We start from the raw sequence: 18,856 nt of genomic DNA, 5'->3' as shown, positions 1-18,856 counted from the left end.
TACTCAGGTCGCGCGTTTCGCGGCCGATTGCGCTGATTTCTGCGGCTTTGCCGGAACCTTCTGCTCGCGCGTCGCCTGCGCCTTCGCCTTTGGCGGCTTTGCGCTTGCCACGGCCCGCGCCTTCCTCGGCTTGACGCTGGCTTCCTTACGGTCCGACGTGCCTCGGCGCGAGACATATTCCGTACCGTCGACCGGGCCGACATGCGGGGGATCGCGGCCGAGATAGGGTCGGCCGATACCGAGCGCCTTGCCATTGGCATCGACCCACTTCCACAGCACCTCGGTCGAGACCCAGCGTTGCGCGCGGTTGTCGCCCTTGGTGCTGACGATGTCGGCCGCCATGCCGTGGCCGTAGCCGCCGCGCGTGCTGCCGCCGTGATAGGAGCGGTCCGAGGCAGCCTTCAGGCCACTCGCGATCGACTGGCGATAGTCGTCCCGAAACGCGCTGGTGATACCAGGCGAAAGCCCGGCAGCCTCAGCCGCGAGCAACGTGCGAAACAGCTTTTTCTTGAAACTCTTGTCCATGCCGCCGATGACGTAGTCCATCATCGACATGCCGGCGCGGTCGGCCGCCTTCGGATCCTTCCAGCCAAAGTCCTCGTCGACCAGTTTCGTGAAGCTGCGCATCACGGTCACCATCTTGCCCTTGCGCTTGACGGTGACAGCGCGCCGATCCTCGACCTTGACCGAGTCTTCCTTGGGCGTGCGCTGGTAGAGCGCCCAGAGATAACGGTCGATGCAGGCTTCCATGACGTAGCATTCGTCGAGCACCGCGGTCCTGTCCGCAGACGGCGAGGCCTTGCTCGCGGCAGGCGCAGGGCCGGTCGCGATCGTCGCGGGCGACAGTGCGTCCGTCGTCACGATCTCGGTGGGATCGGCCGAGGCGAGCTTGATCACGGGCTCCGGCGCGGGAGCCGGAGCCACCTCGCTGGCGACTGGAGTCGGCTCAGTTGAAATCTGCGGCACGAGCGGCGCTTCGGTCGGCAAGATCAGCAACGGGTCGGCCGAGGCGAGCTTGATGGCCGGAGCTGGCGCCTCGGGCGCTGCCGTTTCAGTGGTTACGATCGACGGTGTCGCAGCGACGGCGGCCGCGATGTCGGCGGTCAGGGCGACGCCGTCCTCGATGGCCGCAGCGTGCGGGATGTCCGCGAGGTCAAGCCGGCTGAGATCCTTCGCGCGCGAGACGGCGGAAGCATTCGCGCCGCTGTTCTCGATAAGGGCAGGGGCATAGGCGGACAAAGAGAGCGCCAGCCAGCCGGCGAGAACCGCCGAGGGGCAGGAGACCGCCACCAGAAGAGACCGCCGATCATTCATGATCCCTGCCTCCAACGGTTCTGTCGAACCTCGTCTTCTCCGAACAGTCTTGACCAGACAGTCTTGGCCAAACAGTCTTGCACGAAAAGGCACGCCGTGCGTCGATTGTTCGGAGGACGGTGTGGCGGCGCAATGGCGCAATTCGGCGAAATCGGGCTTTTCGAGCGGGTGTTGCGCGCGGGCAACGCGGGTTCCATCGTGGTTCCAGGGGCCGTAGTCGAAAGGGCCCGGAAATGCGGGATTCATTGTCATCAACTTGAGGCGATTGAATTTACTCAATCTTGGATTGTGGCTGTGCAAGTCTCCCGCGTCGGCGATTCCGGCAGAGTTGGGAAGGACACGCACATGAAACTGAAATGCAAATGGGCCGAATTCGCTGCCGATGAATCCGGCGCTACCGCGATCGAATACGGCCTAATCGCAGCCGGCATCGCGCTCGCGATCATCGAGATCATCTACGCCCTCGGCACCAACCTCGTCGCAAAGCTGCAATCGCTGGCGACGGCGTTGAAATGAGCTGTGTGGCGCGGCGCCCGGCGCTTCGCCGCAACCTTGGGCTGGTTGGCGCGTTGGGCGGCCATGACGCATTCATCGCTTCGTCCCATGGACGCCTTCGACCCCACCGAGCCCGCCATCCTGCACGACCAGCTCTCCGATACGATCATCACGTGGACCGCTGAGCAGGCTGACGATTTCAGGCGTGCCAGCCAGCCGGGCCAGGACGGAACCGTGATCTGGAAGACCTACGTCTTCGACGGCTGGGGACACGTGCTCGGCGGCTGACCGCCGCTCATAAAAGTGTCATGTCGCAGTCGGCGGTGATTCGGCCAACGCCTTGTGCGCATTAAACATATTGCTATGCACCGGGCGCGTTGTTGCAATGCAGCAACGCATGTCGCAGCGCAGCAAAATGAGCTTAGATGTGCTCCGAACCTTCCATCAGGAGCATCACCCATGAACAAGAAGACTCTGTCGATCGCCGCCGCCATCCTGACGATCGCGGGCAGCACCGCGGCTTTCGCCGCCGAGCTGCCGACTTATGAGGCCAACGGCTTTCCGGTCTCCCCGATGCAGGTGCGCGTGCTCGGTGCAGCGCATGTCGAGCAGCAGGCCTCGGCGCCCACTACTGTCGCTTCGGTCCACCAGACCCGCGTTCTGTCGCCGCGCAAGGTGAAGACGTCTGACGTCACGACGGGCAGCGCGCGCTGATCTGGGGACGCCACAAGCCAAACATCAAGCCAACGTGATGCAGGCTCGTTTTCTTCGAGCCTGCCTGGACCGCGTTCCCTTTCGGGAGCGCGGTCTTTTTTTGGCGCAGCGAGCCATGATCACGTGCGGTTGTGTACGGCCGTTCAAAGCGAGTGTGATCTCTTTAATAGTTGCTTTGCAGATCGCGGCGCTTGATGCGGGCGCCGCTTATTGAGCAGCCAAGAATCATTTTCATAATGGAGTAGTCATGCCGGTTGCACAGAAAGCCGTTGTTGCAAGCGTCTCGCCGCGCGCGTTCATTCTCAAGCACATCGCCTTGTTCGCAGCCGCCGCGCTGTTCGTGTTCGTTCTGAGCCTGACCTATGGGCTCGATCTCAGCCCCGGGTTTTTCTGAGAGAAGGCGCGCTGGCGTCTCTCGCTTGCGTGCCAGCCTTGCAGGCACATGGGTTGAGCCATGGCCTCTGTCGGCGTACCGCTTTGTCCCATGGATCAGCGGACGAGCGGCGCTGACGCTCTCACTCAAAAGAACGATCAGGCGCCGGCGCTTGTCGGTGTGCTCTGCGGCCTTGCCGCGGCGGTGTTCTGGGCGCTCGGCTTTGCCGGCACGCGGCACGGACTCAAGGTCGGCTTCACGCCGGTCGATCTGCTGGTGCATCGCTATGTCTGGTCCGGCATCGCGTTCCTGCCGCTGGTGATACGCGGCGGAATCTCCGATCTCTGCGGCATCGGCTGGGGCAGGGGCCTTGCGCTGATGGTGCTCGGCGGCCCCGTGATGTCGCTGATCTCCTACACCGGTTTTCTGTTCGTGCCGCTCGGCCATGGCAGCGTGATCCAGCCCTCCTGCGCGACGCTCGGCGGCCTGCTGCTCGCGGCCTTGTTTCTGAAAGAGCATGTCTCCGCATCGCGCATCGCTGGCGCCCTCGTCATCGTCGCCGGGCTCGGCGTGATCGGCGCGGAATCGATCGGTCATATCGGCGTCGATGGCGTGCTGGGCGATCTCACCTTCGTGCTGACCGGATTGATGTTCGCAGGTTTCGGCGCGCTGGTGCGCCACTGGCGTGTCTCCGCCGTGTCGGCTGCGCTCGTCATCAACGTGCTGTCGCTGCTGCTGCTGCCGATCTACCTCATGACAGGCGGCCTCGCGCGGATCGCGGCGATCGGTGTCGGTGAGAACGCCATCCAGGCGCTGGCGCAGGGCGTGCTTGCAGGCCCGGCTGCGCTTTATCTGTTCGCCGTCTCGGTCCAACGCCTCGGCGTTGCCCGCGCCGCCGTTGTCCCCGCCTGCGTGCCGGCGCTGACGGTGCTCACCGGCTGGCTCCTGCTCGGCGAGCCGCCGACACTATTGCAGACGGCGGGATTGGTGACGGTGCTGTGCGGATTCTATCTGGCGCAGAGGCAGCGATAGACCGCAAGCCTCCGCACGGCGCTTACCATTCGATGGTGGTGAACTTGACGCCGCGGCCCGTCAGCTCCCGCCCGAGCCGCTCGGCGCGCTCGCTGGCGGATTTGCCGAGCAGCCGATACCGGCCTCCGAGCGCCTTGTCGGCGACAACCTGATGCCGGATGTTTTCGTACAATCGCAAGATGGCCTGATCGCTCAGATTGTCGAACATGTCATCGGTCGGGATTGGTTTGGTCGCGTCGCTTGTTGGCGGTCCTCGCAGAGCGGCCTCCCAAGTCTTGTTCGTACGGATGTCGGCTCATGGGTAGCGGTCCGGCGCAGCAACGTATGTCCACTTCTGAACATTGCGACATGCGGCCGCCTCGGCTTACGCCTTCCTCACGAACTCCGATTTCAAATTCATCGCGCCGATGCCGTCGATCTTGCAGGCGATGTTGTGGCCGTCGGTCGCGTCCTGCAGGCGGATGTTGCGGACCTTGGTGCCGCCCTTGACGACGGAGGAGGAGCCCTTGACCTTGAGATCCTTCATCACGATGACGCTGTCGCCATCAGTGAGCGCATTGCCGTTGGCATCGCGCACGCCGGCCTCCTGCGCGGCGTCCGCGGCGGCCTCCGCCGTGCCGCTCCATTCATGGCCGCATTCCGGGCAGACCCAGAGGCCGCGATCCTGATAGGCGTGCTCGGAGTTGCAGGTCGGACATTTCATCGCGTCGGTCATCGTTTGCCTCGTCGCCCGTCACGGGCGCGCCGCACGCTTTCCGCCGGAAAAGATGGATTGGGAGCAAATCCTTTACCATGGCTTTCAGTCCTGGTCGAACCCCTGCAAATTTAGGAGTTCGGGAAAAATTCTGCGGTATCGAGGTCCGGAATTTGTGGCTGCGCCGGTTCGACGTCGCGGCGGAAGGGAGTGTTCTAGTCATGAGCGAGCATCGCGCCGCAGTCAGACATCACACGCTGCGCACCGGCATTGTCGAATTCGACAACGGCACCGGCAAGATCATCAGCGCGCCCTGCACGATCCGCGATGTCTCGGGCACCGGCGCGCGCCTCGGCCTCAACGCCTCGCTCTGGGTCGCCGAGCAGTTCACGCTGGTCTTCAGCAGCGGACTGCGCAAGGACTGCCGCGTCGCCTGGCGCAAGGGCCGCCTGATCGGCAGCGCATTCGCGGACGGCTATGCGAGCGCGGACGAGCAGGCCGTGATGATGACCGCGGACGAGCAGTCCCGCCACCGGCTTGGGATCGGTGCGCGCCTCAGGGCTGCGCGCGAAAAACGCGGCTACACGCAAGGCCAGCTCGCCGAACTCATCGGCGCCACGCCGGCCTTCGTCTCGCTGGCCGAGCAGGGCCTGGCGGACATTCCGCTGTACCAGCTGATGCACATTGCCGATCTGCTGATGGTCGGTCTCGATGGGCTCGTCGCAGGGCCGGCGCCCGAGAATGTTGACGCGGCGTAGCTGGCGACCCGTCAAAACAAAAACGTCGAAAACAACCCCATGCACAGTAGAAATCCCGAGGGATTTCAAAGTGTTGGAAATCCGAAAAAGCGGCGGTGTTGAGCCGTAGCACGGATGGAGCGCAGCGGGCTACGAGCCTCGCACCGACTTCGGCGATACCGAATCGAATTTGACTCGTCGGGCAAAACAGGGGCAGTATGGCATGATGGCGCCGCTGGAAGCTGGTGGCTCGCCAGCTGCGGAGCGACATGCCGAAGACACCAAAAAGAAAACTGAAGACCTATCAGACCTCGCTCGGCTTCTACGACCAGGCGATCGCCGCGCCCTCGATGAAGGCGGCGCTGGATGCCTGGGGCGCCCGGTCCAATCTGTTTCACCAGGGCGCCGCGAAGGAGACCGACGACCCCGACATCGTCGCCGCGACGATGGAGAAGCCAGGCGTGGTGCTCAGGCGTCCGGTGGGGTCGGACGGGGCGTTCACCGAGCATTCCGAGTTGCCGACCGATCTCGCTGACGACGAGGCCACGCCGAAGCGCAAGGCCAAGTCCAAGGTAAAGTCCAAGCCGGAAAAGCGTCCGTTAAAGGCTGCAAAGCAACCAGCCCGCAAGATCGACGATCAACAGGCGCGCAAGGCCGCCGCGGCGTTCGAGAAGGAAGAGCGGCGGCGGGAAGCCGAGCGCCGCAAGGAGGAGGCCGCTCGCGCCAAGGAGCGCGCGCGCCGCGACAAGGCGGTTGCGAGCGCGCAGGCGGCGCTGGACGAGGCAAAGCGGGAGCACGAATCGCGAGCGGAGGCAATCGAAGCGGAGCGCGCTGCACTCGACGAACGCGCCGAGGCGGAGCAGAGCCGGTGGGACAAGCAGAGGATGAAGCTGGCGGAGGCTGTGCGTCGAGCGCGGGAGTAAATGCCCGGCCATGCGCGCCGCGTCGTCGTCCTTGGCGGCGAGGTCGCGGTTCCATGCCTATATGGACTGATGTCCCACATAGGTTGCCATGTCTGAAAAGCCGTCGATTTCTAAAAGCCCCAATTCCAAAAGCCCGATGATCGTGCGCTCGCGCCGCGCGGCGCCTGTCCTGGTTTGCCGCAAGTGCCTCAAGCGCAGCGACGACGGCCGCGACGTCAGGCGTGCGCTGAAATCCGAACTGAAGGCGAACAAGCGCGACGGCACCAAGCCGGCCAAGCTGATCGTGACCGGATGCTTCGGCCTGTGCCCGAAGCAATCGATCGTGATCGCGAGCGGCGCCAGCCTGGCGCGGCAGGAATATGTGCTGGTTGCGGACCGCGATCAGGTGCCGCGAGCGCTCGCGCTGTTGGATGGCAAGCCCGGCGCATGATGGTCGGTCTGCGCTGCGCCGAAACGGCGGAGCGGCCGGCGTCGGTCATTCCGGCAAAGCTTGATCGCAAATTCGCTTGCCTTGCCTGGCGTCCTTTTGCACTCTGGCGGCAAGGAGACCAACGCATGAAGATCATGACTGTCGCGTGTGCGCTCGGAACCGCCCTGGTGCTGGGCAATCTCGGGATATCGGATGCCGAAGCCCGGACGCGGAAGGCTCGCGTGGTGGATGAACAACGGCTGAGGGTGGATGTCCCCGTGCTCAGGCCAACGCCGTGGGATTACAATATCGTTCCGCGCTATCGTTATCGTCCGGAAGACGACCGGGTCGACCCCTACGGCCCGCCGCTGGTGTCGTCGTATGTCCGCTACGAGGGCTGGCGGTGGCCGTATTGGTGGTGAAGGGCGCCGTTCCTAACCGCCATCCTCCGCCGCAAGCCGCAGAAACTGCCGCTTCATTACGTTGACCCTGGCGACATAGCTCGCGACGAGGTGATCGCCGCAGCGCTCGTCGGCGCTCATCGCAAACTTGCGGCGCGCATAGGCCGTGGCGGGGCCGGCGCCGCAGAGATGGATGAAGGCGGCGAGATCCTGTCTCTCGCGCGCACTCGCCTTCACATCGCCCGCACGGGTGAGCACATCGGCGACATTGCGATCGAGATAGACCGATGCCAGCTCGATGGCGTGGCTCGGGATTGCGCGGATATAGAGGAAGGGAGAGCCGCAGCCGGCCTCCGTGACCGCGTTGCCACGAACGCAGAACCGCGCGGCGTCGGCATAGGCTGCGTCCAGCATCTGGAAGAGGCCGACGGCGCTGGAGGCGGGCCGGTAGATCGCGAGCGGATTAAAACTCCATCGCCAGCGCCAGTAGGTGCGCGCCAGCGGATTGCCCGATGTCTCGACCTGCGCCAGCGCGGCCAGCAATTCGGGCGTGATCGTCGCGGTGGCATGCTTGCGGAATAGCGGCCCGTATTGCCGCCAGGTCTCCGGTGGATCCTTGTCGAGCGCGTGGCCGACAAGGACGAACAGCTCGGTCGGCTTGCGCATGGTTTGATAGGCGATGTTCACGAGCACGACGACCGCAAGCAGCATCGCCACGCCGCCCGCGATCCGGACCATCCGCGGTGCGCGCGCGAAGGTCTTTCGCATCCATCGTGCGCGTCGCCTGAGCTTGCGAAGGCGAGAGAGGAGGGGCTTGCTTCGTCCTGGCATCGGTCTTCTGGGAGTGCATTGCGGAGGCTTTGCACCTGGTTAACGCTGCCACCAGGCTTGAAATCCGGCTTCTTTTCGCTCTGGTCGCGTCCTTTCAAGCCGCCGGTCCGTACTCCCACGGCAGTTCGCATCCTTGATGGAAATAACCCGAGGTTGTACTGTGCGCCGCAACAGGGTTAATTTTGTGTGAATGGATCGGCTGGAATGACCGTAATCGAGAGCGTGGTGTCGGCGGAAGGCGCGGAGCGGAAAATGCCGCCGGGCGTGCTGGTCGAAGGGCCGGTGGTCGAGGCCAAGTTTCGCGACTCCTACATCTCCTTCGTCATCATGATCGGCGGTTCGATCGCGGCGCTGGTCTGGGCCTTCTGGCAAGGCATCGGCTGGGTGGAGGTTTCGGTCTTCGCCGGCACGTTCGCGCTGTCCACGGTCGGCATCGGCTTCATGCATCGCTACTTCGTCCACCGCAGCTTCCGCTGCGGTCCGGTGATGCGGACGTTGTTCGCGGCCATCGCCACCATGGCGGTGCAGGGCTCGATCCTGAAATGGGTGAGCAATCATCGCCGGCATCATCTGCACTCCGACAAGCCCGGCGACGTCCACAGCCCTTACTATGACGGCGACGGCAACCCCTATGTCACATTCGCCAAGGGGATGATGCATGCGCAAGGCGGCTGGGTGTGGGACCAGGCCACCACCGATGCCGGATACTACGCCAAGGATATCCTGGCCGATCCGATCGCGATGTTCTTCACCAGGACACGCTGGTACTGGTACGCGCTCTCGGCGGTGATCATTCCGGGCGCGATCGGCTACGCCTTCGGCGGCGTGCACACGATGACCGGCTGCATCCTGTTCTCCGGCCTGTTCCGCAGCTACCTCATGACCATGGCCACCTCGATGGTCAATTCGGTCTGCCACAGCGACGGCCGCTACGGCTACCGCCGCTTCGATCTCGACGACGGCACCACCAACGAGTTCGTGACCACGATCCTCACCTTCGGTGAAGGCCTCCACAACAACCATCACCGGTTTCCGCGCGACGCCTACATTTCGCACGCCTGGTACGAGATCGATATCAACGGCCTGATCATTCTCGGGCTGGGGAAGCTCGGATTGGTGCACGACATTTTCGCGGCGGGAAGCAGGGCTGTTCGGTCTGGAGACTCGGAGGACGGAAAGCGTCCAGTGGCAGATACCGAAGCGATGGTCTGAAGCAGGTAGGATGGGTCAAGCGGAAGCGAAGCCCATCAATTGCCATTTTGACGCGATGGGTTTCGCAAATTCCCTACCCATCCCACGTGCATGAGGCGCGGGCCAAAACCGCATCTATCCGCGTTGGCTTGGACGCCATCGGTGAAATCCAAACATAAGTTGTGTTCGGAGGGAACTCTGGCCCAAGGGAGCCGTTGAGCCTGTGATCCCCGAGCGTAGCGAGATCGAACCTCCGATCCTCGCCTGAACAAGACCGCAGTCGCGTTGTGAGAGCGGCTCGGCGCGAAGCGTCCTCCGTACGTATCAACCGGAAACCTTCATGAACAGCCCCGATGTTCGCAATGCCATTCAGATCGACCGCGGCTCCAGCCTGGCGATCTGCAATGAAATAGGCGACCGCCTGCGGATCAAGCTTGGCGGCGAGCACGACCCATTGCCGCGACATCTAGCGGCCCTGGTCGACCGGATCGCGCATATCAGCAGCCATTCGAACCAAGCGACGCTCGTGATGACCTCCAGATCGGATTCAGCATGTTAGACTTTTCGAATGCATCTTTTACGCCTGAAACCATCGGCGTCATGAAAACTGCGCTGGACACGGCGGTTGCGTCACTGCCGGCCCCGGTCAGCTCTGCGCATGTCCGGTCGATCGCGGAAACAATCCTTCGCACGGCGAAGGAGGGCGAGCGAGACCCCGCTGTCCTGGAGCGCATGGCGTTGATGGAGCTTCAGATCTCGCCGCGTGATTGATGCCGGTCCGCAGGCTTGCGTGCTGGCGCAGACGTGCTTGCGTTGATTGCCGTGCCCTGATGCGTGGATGGAACTCTGGGGCCGCGGAAGCATTCACATCTGCAGCCGCGATCACGCGGCTCCTGGAGAATCCCCAACATGATACGTCATTTGTTGATCGGCGTTGCCGCGTGCGCAATCGCGGCAATGTCGACACTATCCGCTTCGGCCATGCCCCGGGTTGCGGCGGAGACGTTGGTCGCCGGCTCCGACAGTCCGGTGATTCTCGCGCGCGGCGGTCATGGACACGGCCACGGTCACATGGGACGTGGCGGCCACGGTCATCACTATGGCTGGAGCAGGGGCCGTCATCGCGGCTGGCGCTAACCGCAAACCCACTCAACATCCGGGGCCGCCTTCGATCGGCGGCTCCGTAAAGTCGGCTCATTCGCCCCGCGGGCTCACCAATCCGGATCGCCGTAGTAGGGATCGACCATATAGGGCGGGGGCATCCAGGGCCCTCGCGACGGCCTGGGCCGCCGAGGTGCGGCCGCTTGAGCGTGCGGCCGTGCAGGCGCAGCGGCATCGTTGTTGATCACGCTGCGCGGGGCGGGTTTCGCGGATGCAGGCGCGGATGGAGGTGCGGATGCGGGTGAATTCGTCAGCTCCTTTTGCAGCGTCTGGACCTGTGCGGCGAGGCGCGCATTGGCCGCCGCATCCTTCTCCTGCGCCGCCTTGAGCTGTTGAATGGTGTCGGCCTGCTCGCGCAGCGTCTGTTCGCTGCGGCTTTTCAGTTGCTCGAGCTTTCCGTTGATGTTCGCGAGCTCGCTGCTGATGGTCTTGAGCGATTGCGCGAGATCAGACGACGACGGGTCAGGCGTTGTGGCGCCGGTTCTTGAGGCGTCGGATCTCGAGGCATCGGGTCTTGAAGCGTCAAATCCTGCATTGCTCTCCGTGTCCTTGGCGACCGGCGGCGCTGGCACCGTGCCGGGCTCATCCGCGGCAGCCAGTTGCATGGCCCGCGGTGGCGCCGGACTTTCGACAGCGGAGGATGGCGGAGGCGGCTTCGCGACCGGCGGAGCCCATCGCGCCATGATCGACCTGCTGATCGACCTGGCCTCATCGCGATATTGCGAAGCGAAGGCGACACCGAGAACGCCGATTGCCAGCACGAGGCCGATCAGAGCGCGCAGCATGGGGCGATCTCCCATCAGGCCTTGATCGCGAACTTGGCTGTCCGGCGCCGGCGCCGCGGCCTTGGGAAGCTCGTCCTTGGGAGGCTCCTCCTTGGGAATCCCGTCTTTGGGAGGCTGGACAGCCTCCGCGGCGGCGCTTGCTCGCGGGGCCCGTGGGCTTTCGCTGCTGTGTTCCATTCCGGAAACCAGCCGGTCCAGCCGCGCAAGGTCTTGCTCCGCGCTCTTGATCCGGTCGTAGGCCCGCGCCAGCCCGCCATCGGCGCGCCCCACGTCCGGCTTGGGGGCCTCAGTTTTGGGCGCGTCTGCCTTGTGGTCGTCAGGCTTGGGGTCGTTCGTCTCGGGCACCGATGCGCTCTTGATCCAGTCGGGCGTCAATGGGAGTGCGGCAGTTCAATCGGAACGATAGGTCTCGCCGCTGTCCCACACAACGCGCGTGCGAAGGAGAAATTATGGCGGGCCCGGGGTGGGACCGGGCGCGGGGTATGCAACGTGTCGCCCCTTGATCTGGATCAAGCAGGCAGCACCCGACCGCACCCACCGTGCAGACGTTCATCGGAAGGAAAACATGGTTCAGACAAGAGTGATCGTCCTTGGTGCCTTCGCCGCCCTGCTGCTGGCCGTGCCGGCCAAGGCCCAGGTGCTGGTCGATGTTTCCAAGATCAGCTGCGACCAGTACATCACCCAGCGCATTACCCACATGCAGACCGTGAACGTCTGGCTGGCCGGGTTCTACGCCGGCCGCCGCAACAATCCCGTTGTGGACACGCAAGCGCTGAACAAGAACGGCAACAAGCTCTCGCGCTTCTGCGAGTCGCATCGCGAGATGCCGCTGCTGGATGCGGTCGAGGCCAATACGAAGTAGCGCCTCGCTCGTCCACCCGACGAGCTCTTACCGTAATGTTGGGCTTGGGAACCAAATGCAAAATCATTCGATTGATGAGCATCACCCCACGATCAACGGAGACATGGATGGAACTGTCCGGGAAAAAGATTGCGATTCTTGCGACCAACGGCTTCGAGCAATCGGAGCTCGAAGTGCCGCGTGATACCCTCAAGGCGGCCGGAGCGACCGTCGAGATCATTTCGCTGCAGCCCGGCGAGATCAAGGGCTGGGACGAGAAGGACTGGGGCCGCCCCGTCAAAGTCGACAAGACCCTCGATCAGGCCAAGGCCGGCGATTATGACGCGCTGGTGTTGCCCGGCGGCCAGATCAACCCAGATCTCTTGCGAGTCGAGCCCAAGGCGCTGGCCTTCATCAAGAGCGTCTTCGATGCCAAGAAGGTCGTTGCCGCGGTCTGCCATGCGCCCTGGCTGCTGGTCGAAACCGGCATCGCGAAGGGCCGCAGGATGACCTCCTACAAATCGATCAAGACCGACATCGCCAATGCCGGGGCGAAGTGGGAGGATTCCGAGGTCGTCGTCGACCAGGGCATCATCACCTCGCGCAACCCGGGTGACCTCAAGGCCTTCAGCGCCAAGATCATCGAAGAGGTGAAGGAAGGCCGCCACACCCAGCGCAGCAACGCGGCGTAAGGGTGGTGGCGGTGCGAGGCGATGCCATCCAACCCCGGTTCACGTGGCGCTATCGAAATGAAAATGGCTCGTAGCTCGTAGGGTGGGTTAGCCGAAGGCGTACCCCCCACGACTTGCCGGAGAAAACAAAAGAGGTGGGTTACGCTTCGCTAACCCACCTTACGCGCCAGAATTCTGGAGCCAGCAATCAATAGCGGCTGCCGCTGCCCTTTTGCTGCGTGATCCAGTCCGACAATGTTTTCGGTCTGGATTTCTCGGTCCGGCCCGGTGGTGCCTTTGGATTGTCGCGGGTGCCTTTGGTCGAACGGGTGCGCGGCGCTTCCGTTGCGTGGACGCTCCTCAAGGCAGGCGTCGATGCCTCAGCGGCTTCCTTCTCCAGGCGCAACTGCTTCAACCGTGCCATCTTGAGGCGCTCTGCCTCGACTTCGGGTCGTTCGGCGAGCCCTGGCTTGTGTTGAGCAAGCTCGGCCGGGACCAGGACACCGAGAATGGTCGTCTCGCCGAGCGCCTTGCAGGCTTCGAGCCGATGCAGTCCATCGACCAGAACGAGGCGGTCTCCGTCGAGCCGAACGGAAATGGGGGCCTGTTGTCCGATCTCCAGCATGCTTTCCGCGATCTCCCCGACGATCTCGGGCTTGAGGGCTTTCTTGATTTTCGTGGGAACGAAAATCTTCTCGATCGGGAAGCTTTCCGATTTGGGCATAACTCGACTCCGCTTTTACCGGGCCCGTCGGAACCCAAGCCGGTGGTGTCGGGAGTTTAGGAGGGAAGGGCTCGACCGCAAAGGCAATTCGGAGGAAGGGTATTGATGAGCATGGAAGCCGGGAACATACGACCCACCAAACGCGAGCTAAAGCCGCAGATCGGGAGGATGGAGCGAGTGAATTTGGTGCACCGTCACCGCAATTTCTGGCTCTAGAAATATCCAGGCTCGAATCCTGGGGTCGTCATCCGACGACTTTGTTCATATTCCAAAGCCTATCCTGAACGTTGTTTTCAAGTGAGATCATTATGTCTTTTGCTTCGGCAAGTGCGTTGTGAGCCTTGCGAAGGCGGGGGCGAATCTCTTCCCGTTCATTGAGTTCGTATTCGATGAGTGCTTCGTAAGTTAGCTTATCAAGTTGGACGAACTGAGACTTGATCGGCTCAGGGATGAATATGCCGTTCTTGCGAAAATAGACGTGAAACTCCCGACATGCCTCTCTCGCTTCGGTAACTTTGTGCCAAGTGAGGGCCTTCCGATAATAATCGGTCTTTTTGTCTGTAAGACGAATTTCTTCCTTTTGATATTTGGCCATAAAGCTGTCTTGGAGGAATTCGTCGAGTTGAGGTTCGCCTATTCGATCGAGATCTGGATATTGCTGAAATGCAGAAGTAATGGCTGTGACTACCCCGTAGGAGGTGTTGAGCTTGCCCCACGATTCCGGGATCACATCAAATTCTTTTTGATGGAGTTTTACGGTGCGGTCCATGAGCGCGTTAATCCTGTAACGCAGCTCTTCCAGTTCCTTTCCTTGAGCATGTTTGAATGCCGCCAGTCGTTCTTCGAACTTGGCGTTCATCCATTTCTCGCCGAAGAAACGAAGCAGCGCATAGGCAACCACAGCAACCCCACCGCCGGCTCCAAAAATTAAGCCGACGAATGTTAGAAGTGACCTTGCCGTTTCCTCCATTGTTGCCTCCAAGCCTCATAAGAAGCATCGGGCCGCCCATGCGAGCGGCCCGTGCTTGATAATCGCCAAATCTTCGATGATGGTTAGCTACACCCCGTCGTGCTGCCGCAAGTATCGCACTTCATGCACGTGCCATTCCGCACCAGGGTGAAGTTGCCGCACTCGCTGCACATCTCGCCCTCATAGCCCTTGGCCTTGGCTTCCGCGCGGCGTTCGGCCTTGGAGGGCACCATGGTCTGCGCGGTGCCGGACTTGCTCCACTGCAGGGCTTCGAGCTTCTCGGTGGGCGAAAGGTCGTGGGCCACGTCCTGCTTCAGCGCGACCGCGCCTTCCAGGACGTCGCCGGCACGGCCTGCGCCGTGCGAGGCCAGCGAGGTGACCTTGCTGCCGCCTGATGGTGCGCTGTCGTTGCCTTGCGCGACCGCGGTCGAGCCGCCGCGCATCACCACGAGGTTGTCGGTGCGGGAGCGGGTGAGGCCGCGCGACACCAGCTTGGAGGCGCGCTGGCCGTGATCGTCGGGCTCCTTGCCTTCCTCGACGCCCTTGCCGAGCACGTCGAACCCGGTCTCGCTGGGATCGACATGGGCGAGGTCGAAGCGGCTGAGATAGCTCACCGCCAGTTCGCGGAAGACGTAGTCGAGGATCGAGGTCGCGTACTTGATGCTGTCGTTGCCCTGCACGGGGCCCGCCGGCTCGAAGCGGGTGAAGGTGAAGGCGTCGACATATTCGTCGAGCGGCACGCCGTACTGGAGGCCCAGCGACACCGCGATGGCGAAGTTGTTGATGAAGGAGCGCAGTGCCGCGCCTTCCTTGTGCATGTCGATGAAGATCTCGCCGATGCGGCCGTCGTCATATTCGCCGGTGCGCAAGTAGACCTTGTGTCCGCCGACGACCGCCTTCTGGGTGTAGCCCTTGCGACGATCCGGCATCTTCTCGCGCTCGCGCATCACGATGATGCGCTCGACCAGCTTCTCGACGATCTTTTCCGAGACCTGGGCGGTACGTGCCGCCATCGGCTTGTCGTAGAGATGCTCGATCGCATCGTCCTCGTCCTCATCGTCGCTGATGAGCTGCGAGTTGAGCGGCTGGCTGAGCTTGGAGCCGTCGCGGTAGAGCGCGTTGGCCTTCAGTGCCAGCTTCCACGACAGCATGTAGGCGGACTTGCAGTCCTCCACGGTCGCGTCGTTCGGCATGTTGATGGTCTTGGAGATCGCACCCGAGATGAAGGGCTGCGCCGCCGACATCATGCGGATGTGGCTCTCGACCGACAGATAGCGCTTGCCGACCTTGCCGCAAGGGTTGGCGCAGTCGAACACCGGATAGTGCTCGGCCTTGAGGTGCGGGGCACCTTCCACCGTCATCGCGCCGCAGATGTGGACGTTGGCCGCCTCGATCTCGCGCTTGGTGAAGCCGACGGCCTGGAGCAGGTCGAAGCCGGGGGCCGCGATCGCCTCGGCGCCGATGCCGAGCTGGTCGCGGATGAAGTCCTCGCCGAAGGTCCATTTGTTGAAGGCGAACTTGATGTCGAACGCGGTCGGCAGCGCCTTCTCGACCTTGGCGATGGCTTCATCGGTGAAGCCCTTGGCCTTCAGCGTCGAGGCGTTGATGCCGGGCGCGTTGGAGAGCGAGCCGTGGCCGACGGCGTAGGCCTCGATCTCCGCGATCTCGCTCTCGCGATAGCCGAGCGCGCGAAGTGCTGCGGGGACCGCGCGGTTGATGATCTTGAAGTAGCCGCCGCCGGCGAGCTTCTTGAATTTCACCAGCGCGAAATCAGGCTCGATGCCGGTGGTGTCGCAATCCATGACCAGGCCGATCGTGCCGGTCGGCGCGATCACCGTGGTCTGGGCGTTGCGATAGCCGTGCTTCTCGCCGAGCTCGAGCGCCGCATCCCAGGCCGCTTGCGCGTGCGTGACCAGGTCGGTCTGCGGGCAGGACACCAGGTCCATCGGCACGGGGTTGACGCTCAGCGCCTCGTAGCCGTTGGACTGGCCATGGGCGGCGCGGCGGTGGTTGCGGATCACGCGCAGCATGTGCGCGGCGTTCTTCTTGTAGCCCGGGAAGGTGCCCAGCTCTGACGCCATCTCGGCCGAGGTCTTGTAGGTGATGCCGGTCATGATCGCGGTCAGCGCGCCGGCGATGGCGCGGCCTTCCTTGGAGTCATAAGACAGGCCCATGGTCATCAGGAGGCCGCCGATATTGGCATAACCGAGGCCGAGCGTACGGAACTCGTAGGAGAGCTCGGCGATCGACTTCGACGGGAACTGCGCCATCATCACCGAGATTTCGAGCACGACGGTCCAGAGCCGGCAGAGGTGCTCGTAGCCTTCGACGTCGAAACGCTTGGAGGGGATGTCGTAGAACGTCAGCAGGTTCGCCGAGGCGAGGTTGCACGCCGTGTCGTCCAGGAACATGTATTCCGAGCACGGATTGGAGGCGCGGATGTCGCCGGACGCCTTGCAGGTGTGCCAGTCGTTCATGGTGGTGTTGAAGTGCAGGCCCGGGTCGGCCGACGCCCAGGCGGCGTAACCGATTTTTTCCCAGAGGTCGCGCGCCTTCAGCGTCTTGGTGATCTTCTTGGTGGTGCGTCCGACGAGATTCCAGTCGCCGTCGGTCTCGACCGCGCGCAGGAAGTCGTCCTTGAGCGAGACCGAGTTGTTGGAGTTCTGGCCGGACACCGTGAGATAGGCTTCCGAATCCCAGTCGGTGTCGTAGACGTCGAACTGGATGTCCTTGTAGCCTTGCTTGGCGAACTGGATGACGCGCTTGATGTAATTGTCGGGCACGAGCGAGCGACGGGCCAGCTTGATCTCGCGGCGGAGCGCCGGGTTCTTCTCGGGATCGAAGCAATCGTCGCCCGAGCCTTCGCAATTGACGCAGGCCTTGAGCACGGCCTTGAGGTGCTTCTGGTTGATCTTGGATCCGGTGACGAGAGCCGCGACCTTCTGCTCCTCCTTCACCTTCCAGTCGATATAGGTCTCGATGTCGGGGTGATCGACGTCGACGACGACCATCTTGGCCGCGCGGCGCGTGGTGCCGCCCGACTTGATCGCGCCCGCGGCGCGGTCGCCGATCTTGAGGAAACTCATCAGGCCGGACGAGCGGCCGCCGCCGGAGAGGCGTTCGCCTTCGCCGCGCAGGCGCGAGAAGTTGGAGCCGGTGCCGGAGCCGTATTTGAACAGGCGGGCTTCGCGGACCCAGAGGTCCATGATGCCGCCCTCGTTGACGAGGTCGTCACCGACGCCCTGGATGAAGCAGGCGTGCGGCTGCGGATGCTCGTAGGAGGATTTCGAGCGGGTCAGCTTGCCGGTGAAGGGGTCGACGTAATAATGGCCTTGGCCGGGGCCGTCGATGCCATAGGCCCAATGAAGCCCGGTGTTGAACCATTGCGGCGAGTTTGGCGCGACCATCTGCATGGTCAGCATGTAGCGGAGCTCGTCGTAGAAGGTCTGGGCGTCCTCGTCGGAGGAGAAATAGTTGCCCTTCCAGCCCCAATAGGTCCAGCAGCCGGCGAGACGGTCGAACACCTGCTTGGCCGAGAGCTCGCTGACATAGCGCTCTTTCTCGGGCAGGAGGGCAAGCGCCTCGGTGTCGGGCACGGAGCGCCACAGGAAGGAGGGAACGGACTCTTCCTCGACCTTCTTCAGGCGCGCGGCAACGCCGGCCTTGCGGAAGTACTTCTGGGCCAGGACGTCGGAGGCGACCTGCGACCACGCGGTCGGCACCTCGACGTTCTCGAGCTTGAACACGACAGAGCCGTCGGGATTCCTGATCTCCGACGTGGTCAGCCGGAAATCGATGCCGGCGTAAGGTGACTGTCCCGAAGTGGTGTGGCGCCGCTCAATCCGCATGGTCTTGCCCCGTCCTATCTTTGACCGGACCGCCTCCGTTCAGGCGTGCCGGGTCATCATTTCATTTCGCGGTGCTTGAGGGCGGTCGGGCCCCTTGGCATCGCAGCTCAGCCGGTAGACCCAGCCCATTTTCTCCCGACGCGATTGTTCGATGCGCGCACCGATCATCCGCCGGCACGTCCAGACCCATCCGCCCCAAAGGGATGAGCCCGACATGCGTTCAACGCCCCACACATCAAGTCTTCAACCACTGCACGTCTTCAACCATTGCCATCCGGGCCTGTTTCCAGCCCGTTCAGGCGCCCGAAAAGTCCGCTCTCGCCGGGCAGACAAGCCCGTATCCCGCTGCCTTTGTCTGGCTTGGCGGAGTGCTGTTTTGCAGACCCTTTGGGGGAGTGCCGGCGGGACGCAAACACACTCGCGCCGAACGGATCGAAAACTAGGACTCTCCGTTACGCCCGTCAAGAACTAGTGCGAGTTCCTGAATCAAATACTAAATATGGTGGATTGTGGGGGATAACAGGGGGCAGGCCCGCGCCTGTTGTTGAGCCAAGTATCAGTGAGTCCTCAGGGATTCCCAACCGAAAAAATTTGCATCTTGTGGTGCCACGGAGGCTTCACCCCGCTGTTCACAGGGCAGGTATATTTTTGAATGGCGGGCTTGCCTCCGGGGGACTCACGTAGGGCTACGGAAGGTGAGGGCAGGCATGCCCGCCGGGGTGGTGGTGGGAGGCGCGAATCC

23 protein-coding genes are annotated in these 18,856 nt (G+C 62.9%); 15 read left to right on the top strand and 8 right to left on the bottom strand.

Features of this window, described 5'->3' with window-relative positions; all coding sequences use genetic code 11:
- Nucleotides 1-3 precede the first annotated feature (3 nt).
- Nucleotides 4-1,314 (bottom strand): hypothetical protein, encoded by a 1,311-nt coding sequence (locus IVA75_RS22300; RefSeq protein ID WP_247286274.1) that lies wholly within the window; start codon nt 1,312-1,314, stop codon nt 4-6.
- Between the two features lie 345 nt (nt 1,315-1,659).
- Between IVA75_RS22300 and IVA75_RS22295 the strand changes: the two genes are divergently transcribed.
- The 5 genes from IVA75_RS22295 (at nt 1,660) to IVA75_RS22275 (ending at nt 3,928) form a co-directional block, all read left to right on the top strand.
- Nucleotides 1,660-1,830, top strand: a complete 171-nt coding sequence (locus IVA75_RS22295) for a Flp family type IVb pilin (RefSeq protein WP_007609602.1) — start codon at nt 1,660-1,662, stop codon at nt 1,828-1,830.
- A 63-nt stretch (nt 1,831-1,893) separates the two neighbouring features.
- Nucleotides 1,894-2,097, top strand: a complete 204-nt coding sequence (locus IVA75_RS22290) for a hypothetical protein (protein WP_247286273.1) — start codon at nt 1,894-1,896, stop codon at nt 2,095-2,097.
- A 171-nt stretch (nt 2,098-2,268) separates the two neighbouring features.
- Complete coding sequence (locus tag IVA75_RS22285) at nt 2,269-2,523, top strand: hypothetical protein (protein ID WP_247286272.1); 255 nt, start codon at nt 2,269-2,271, stop codon at nt 2,521-2,523.
- A gap of 247 nt (nt 2,524-2,770) precedes the next feature.
- The gene (locus tag IVA75_RS22280; RefSeq protein WP_198034846.1) at nt 2,771-2,917 is read left to right on the top strand and encodes a hypothetical protein; all 147 of its coding nucleotides are present in this window, start codon (nt 2,771-2,773) and stop codon (nt 2,915-2,917) included.
- Nucleotides 2,918-3,007: 90 nt separating this feature from the next.
- The gene (locus IVA75_RS22275) at nt 3,008-3,928 is read left to right on the top strand and encodes a DMT family transporter (RefSeq protein ID WP_247286271.1); all 921 of its coding nucleotides are present in this window, start codon (nt 3,008-3,010) and stop codon (nt 3,926-3,928) included.
- 22 nt (nt 3,929-3,950) lie between these two features.
- Here IVA75_RS22275 and IVA75_RS22270 read toward each other — a convergent pair whose 3' ends face one another.
- Entirely contained in the window at nt 3,951-4,136 is a 186-nt protein-coding gene (locus IVA75_RS22270) for a hypothetical protein (RefSeq protein WP_247286269.1), read from the bottom strand.
- A 156-nt stretch (nt 4,137-4,292) separates the two neighbouring features.
- A complete protein-coding gene (locus IVA75_RS22265) occupies nt 4,293-4,643 on the bottom strand; it encodes a zinc ribbon domain-containing protein YjdM (RefSeq protein ID WP_027569793.1) in 351 nt (116 codons plus the stop codon).
- A 200-nt stretch (nt 4,644-4,843) separates the two neighbouring features.
- Here IVA75_RS22265 and IVA75_RS22260 point away from each other — a divergent pair, with 200 nt between their 5' ends.
- The 4 genes from IVA75_RS22260 (at nt 4,844) to IVA75_RS22245 (ending at nt 7,113) form a co-directional block, all read left to right on the top strand.
- On the top strand, nt 4,844-5,380 hold the full coding sequence (locus tag IVA75_RS22260) for a helix-turn-helix domain-containing protein (RefSeq protein ID WP_247286267.1): 537 nt from the start codon (nt 4,844-4,846) through the stop codon (nt 5,378-5,380).
- Nucleotides 5,381-5,628: 248 nt separating this feature from the next.
- Entirely contained in the window at nt 5,629-6,282 is a 654-nt protein-coding gene (locus IVA75_RS22255; RefSeq protein ID WP_247286265.1) for a cell envelope biogenesis protein TolA, read from the top strand.
- Nucleotides 6,283-6,418: 136 nt separating this feature from the next.
- Nucleotides 6,419-6,712: a (2Fe-2S) ferredoxin domain-containing protein gene (locus tag IVA75_RS22250; protein ID WP_035962697.1), complete on the top strand. Its 294-nt coding sequence runs from the start codon at nt 6,419-6,421 to the stop codon at nt 6,710-6,712.
- Complete coding sequence (locus IVA75_RS22245; protein WP_245287861.1) at nt 6,709-7,113, top strand: hypothetical protein; 405 nt, start codon at nt 6,709-6,711, stop codon at nt 7,111-7,113. Before IVA75_RS22250 ends, IVA75_RS22245 begins: the two co-directional genes overlap by 4 nt.
- A gap of 12 nt (nt 7,114-7,125) precedes the next feature.
- Here the strand turns inward: IVA75_RS22245 and IVA75_RS22240 are convergent, their stop codons facing one another.
- Nucleotides 7,126-7,923 carry a hypothetical protein gene (locus tag IVA75_RS22240; RefSeq protein ID WP_027569798.1) on the bottom strand — a complete coding sequence of 266 codons (798 nt, stop codon included), beginning with the start codon at nt 7,921-7,923 and terminating at the stop codon, nt 7,126-7,128.
- Nucleotides 7,924-8,127: 204 nt separating this feature from the next.
- Between IVA75_RS22240 and IVA75_RS22235 the strand changes: the two genes are divergently transcribed.
- From IVA75_RS22235 to IVA75_RS22220, 4 genes are all read left to right on the top strand, one after another.
- Nucleotides 8,128-9,135 carry an acyl-CoA desaturase gene (locus tag IVA75_RS22235; protein WP_247286262.1) on the top strand — a complete coding sequence of 336 codons (1,008 nt, stop codon included), beginning with the start codon at nt 8,128-8,130 and terminating at the stop codon, nt 9,133-9,135.
- A gap of 319 nt (nt 9,136-9,454) precedes the next feature.
- Nucleotides 9,455-9,673 (top strand): hypothetical protein, encoded by a 219-nt coding sequence (locus tag IVA75_RS22230; RefSeq protein WP_247286260.1) that lies wholly within the window; start codon nt 9,455-9,457, stop codon nt 9,671-9,673.
- Nucleotides 9,667-9,885, top strand: a complete 219-nt coding sequence (locus IVA75_RS22225; protein WP_247286259.1) for a hypothetical protein — start codon at nt 9,667-9,669, stop codon at nt 9,883-9,885. The genes IVA75_RS22230 and IVA75_RS22225 overlap by 7 nt, the downstream gene beginning before the upstream one ends.
- Nucleotides 9,886-10,023: 138 nt before the next feature.
- Nucleotides 10,024-10,251: a hypothetical protein gene (locus IVA75_RS22220; RefSeq protein ID WP_247286257.1), complete on the top strand. Its 228-nt coding sequence runs from the start codon at nt 10,024-10,026 to the stop codon at nt 10,249-10,251.
- 74 nt (nt 10,252-10,325) lie between these two features.
- Here IVA75_RS22220 and IVA75_RS22215 read toward each other — a convergent pair whose 3' ends face one another.
- Nucleotides 10,326-11,405: a hypothetical protein gene (locus IVA75_RS22215; RefSeq protein WP_247286256.1), complete on the bottom strand. Its 1,080-nt coding sequence runs from the start codon at nt 11,403-11,405 to the stop codon at nt 10,326-10,328.
- Between the two features lie 220 nt (nt 11,406-11,625).
- On the opposite strand from IVA75_RS22215, the gene IVA75_RS22210 reads away from it, so the two are divergent.
- Nucleotides 11,626-11,922 carry an HdeA/HdeB family chaperone gene (locus IVA75_RS22210; protein ID WP_245287862.1) on the top strand — a complete coding sequence of 99 codons (297 nt, stop codon included), beginning with the start codon at nt 11,626-11,628 and terminating at the stop codon, nt 11,920-11,922.
- 107 nt (nt 11,923-12,029) lie between these two features.
- Nucleotides 12,030-12,593 carry a type 1 glutamine amidotransferase domain-containing protein gene (locus IVA75_RS22205; RefSeq protein ID WP_247286255.1) on the top strand — a complete coding sequence of 188 codons (564 nt, stop codon included), beginning with the start codon at nt 12,030-12,032 and terminating at the stop codon, nt 12,591-12,593.
- 187 nt (nt 12,594-12,780) lie between these two features.
- Here IVA75_RS22205 and IVA75_RS22200 read toward each other — a convergent pair whose 3' ends face one another.
- From IVA75_RS22200 to IVA75_RS22190, 3 genes are all read right to left on the bottom strand, one after another.
- Nucleotides 12,781-13,296, bottom strand: coding sequence for a ParB N-terminal domain-containing protein (locus IVA75_RS22200; RefSeq protein WP_247286254.1), 516 nt, complete (start codon nt 13,294-13,296; stop codon nt 12,781-12,783).
- A gap of 244 nt (nt 13,297-13,540) precedes the next feature.
- Nucleotides 13,541-14,266 (bottom strand): hypothetical protein, encoded by a 726-nt coding sequence (locus IVA75_RS22195; protein WP_247286253.1) that lies wholly within the window; start codon nt 14,264-14,266, stop codon nt 13,541-13,543.
- An 83-nt stretch (nt 14,267-14,349) separates the two neighbouring features.
- Nucleotides 14,350-18,114, bottom strand: a complete 3,765-nt coding sequence (locus tag IVA75_RS22190) for a vitamin B12-dependent ribonucleotide reductase (protein ID WP_247286252.1) — start codon at nt 18,112-18,114, stop codon at nt 14,350-14,352.
- Nucleotides 18,115-18,856: the final 742 nt, after the last annotated feature.

This window comes from Bradyrhizobium sp. 134 (assembly GCF_023074155.1).
GTDB lineage: Bacteria > Pseudomonadota > Alphaproteobacteria > Rhizobiales > Xanthobacteraceae > Bradyrhizobium.
This window is presented reverse-complemented; position numbering and strand designations above follow the sequence as displayed.